Source organism: Microcella sp. (assembly GCF_033763155.1).
Classification (GTDB): domain Bacteria; phylum Actinomycetota; class Actinomycetes; order Actinomycetales; family Microbacteriaceae; genus Microcella.
Map to the genome: position 1 here is coordinate 1 of NZ_JANRKZ010000038.1, position 2,409 is coordinate 2,409.

Consider the following 2,409-nt stretch of genomic DNA (forward strand, 5'->3'; position numbering starts at 1 on the left):
TTGAGCAAAATCGCGCCATTCGACGCGACGACATAGGCCGGAGTGATGTCAAGACGATCGAGCACCGGCAAGGTCATGGCCACCGAGCGGCCCGTCGCGAGCATGACCTCGTGCCCCGCATCACGCAGGCGGTGCACCTGCTCGAGCGCTGCGGGAGGCAGGGTGCCGTCTTCGTGCAGCACCGTGCCATCGATGTCGAGGGCGATGAGCAAGCGCGGGTCAGCGGTCACGCCACGGGCTCCAGAATCTCAAGGCCGCGCAGGTAGGGCCGCAGAGGCTCGGGCACAACGACCGAGCCGTCGGCCTGCTGGTGCGTTTCGAGCAGGGCGACCAGCCAGCGCGTCGTCGCGAGCGTGCCGTTGAGGGTGGCGACGGGAGCCGTCTTTCCGCCCTCGCCGCGGTGCCGAATGTCGAGGCGGCGCGACTGGTAGGTGGTGCAGTTACTCGTGCTCGTCAGCTCGCGATACGCGCCTTGCGTCGGCACCCACGCCTCAACATCGAACTTGCGTGCAGCGCTGGAGCCGAGGTCACCGGCCGCGGTGTCGATGACGCGATAGGCAAGACCGAGTGAGCGCAGCATCCCCTCTTGCATCGCCAAGAGCCGCTCGTGCTCGGCTTCGGCATCATCGGGAGCGATGTAGCTGAACATCTCGAGCTTCTGAAACTGGTGAACGCGAATGATGCCCTTGGTGTCTTTGCCATAGCTACCCGCCTCGCGGCGGTAGCAGGTGGACCAGCCGGCGTAGCGCAAGGGGCCGTTCGAGACATCGATGATCTCGTCGGCGTGATACCCCGCGAGGGCCACCTCACTCGTGCCCGTGAGATAGAGCTCGTCGGCCGGCAAGTAGTAGATCTCGTCGGCGTGCGCGCCGAGAAATCCGGTGCCACTCATGACCTCGGGCTTGACGAGCGTGGGAGTGATGAGCGGCGTGAAGCCTGCGTCAAGCGCGGTGTCGAGCGCGTAGGTCATGAGCGCGAGCTCGAGGCGCGCGCCCACGCCCTTCAAGAAGTAGAAGCGTGAGCCCGAGACTTTGACGCCGCGCGGCATGTCAATGGCATCGAGCAGTTCGCCGATGGCGAGGTGGTCACGCGGCTCGAAGTCGAACGTGGGCTTCACGCCCACTTCGCGAAGCGTGACGAAGTCGTCTTCGCCCCCCTCGGGAACGCCATCGATGATGACGTTCTGGATGCTCCCCGCAACCTGCGCGAATCGCTCTTCGGCCTCGCCCGCTACGAGCTGGGCCGACTTCACGTCGGCGGCAAGCTGCTGAGCCTGCTGCACGAGCGCGGGCTTCTCGTCTTTCGACGCCGCGGCAACCCGCTTGCCAAAGGCATTCTGCTCGGCCCGCAGTGCCTCAAACGCGGTAATCGCGTCACGCCGCTCGCGGTCGGCAGCGATGGCCTCGTCGACAAGCTCGACGCTTGAGCGCCGCGCCTGCTGAGAGCGTCGAACGAGGTCAGGGTTGTCACGCAGCAATTGGGGGTCGATCACGCTTCTAGTCTGGCACGCACGGGTTAACGCAAGCCCCTCGTCGCTCATGGGTCGATGCTCTAGCCTGACCGCATGAGCACCCCGGGGGCGGCCACCGACGATCAGCCCACCGCGGCCGATCGCGGTCGCGTGGCGATCATCGCCAACCCCACGAAAGTCGACATGGCGGCGCTGCGGGTGGCTGTGGCTGACGTGGAATCCGCCGCCGGATGGCAGCCCTCGTTGTGGCTCGAGACAACCGTGGCCGACCCGGGTCAGGGGCGCGCCCGCGAGGCCATCGACGCACGCGTGACCGCGGTGCTCGCGGCCGGCGGCGACGGCACGGTGCGGGCTGTTGCCGAGGGGATGCTCGACTCGGGCATCCCCCTGGTCTTGCTGCCCGCCGGCACCGGAAACCTGCTCGCCCGCAACCTCGGCCTCACTCTCGGCAAGATCGGCGACGCGCTCACGACCGCCGTCTCGGGCATCGACCATGCCATCGACGTCGGCATCGCCGAACTCACGCGCGACGACGGCACGGTCGAACGGCACGCCTTCGTCGTCATGGTGGGAATCGGGCTTGACGCCAAGATGATCGCCGCGACCAACCCCGAGCTCAAGAAGCGCGTGGGATGGCTCGCCTACATCGAGGCGACGGCACGCATCGTGCGCGACGTGGATGCGGTGCGCGTGCACTACTCGCTCGATGGCTCTCCCGAGCGCTCAACAACGGTGCACACGCTATTGATCGGCAACTGCGGCGCATTGCCGGGCGGCGTGCTGCTCTTGCCGAGCGCACAGATCGACGACGGACTTCTCGACGTTGTTGCGATGCGCCCCAAGAACCTGTGGGGGTGGATGCGCGTGAGCTACGCCGTGGTCTGGGAAAACGGCGTGCTGCAAAAGAGCAAGATCGGTCAGCGCATTCTCGCCGCCGA

Annotated in this window: 3 protein-coding genes; 1 reads left to right on the plus strand and 2 read right to left on the minus strand. The window is 66.6% G+C overall.

Annotation, left to right across the window (positions count from 1 at the left end; genetic code table 11):
* Together SFU54_RS01515 and serS are read right to left on the minus strand one after the other, a co-directional pair.
* Window positions 1-230, minus strand: a 230-nt coding sequence (locus SFU54_RS01515) for an HAD family hydrolase (RefSeq protein WP_319014550.1), incomplete at its 3' end; no start/stop codon positions are given.
* Window positions 227-1,492, minus strand: coding sequence for a serine--tRNA ligase (gene serS / locus SFU54_RS01520; RefSeq protein WP_319014551.1), 1,266 nt, complete (start codon window positions 1,490-1,492; stop codon window positions 227-229). The genes SFU54_RS01515 and serS, both read right to left, overlap by 4 nt.
* A gap of 72 nt (window positions 1,493-1,564) precedes the next feature.
* Here serS and SFU54_RS01525 point away from each other — a divergent pair.
* A partial coding sequence (locus tag SFU54_RS01525) for a diacylglycerol/lipid kinase family protein (RefSeq protein WP_319014552.1) occupies window positions 1,565-2,409 on the plus strand: 845 nt, incomplete at its 3' end.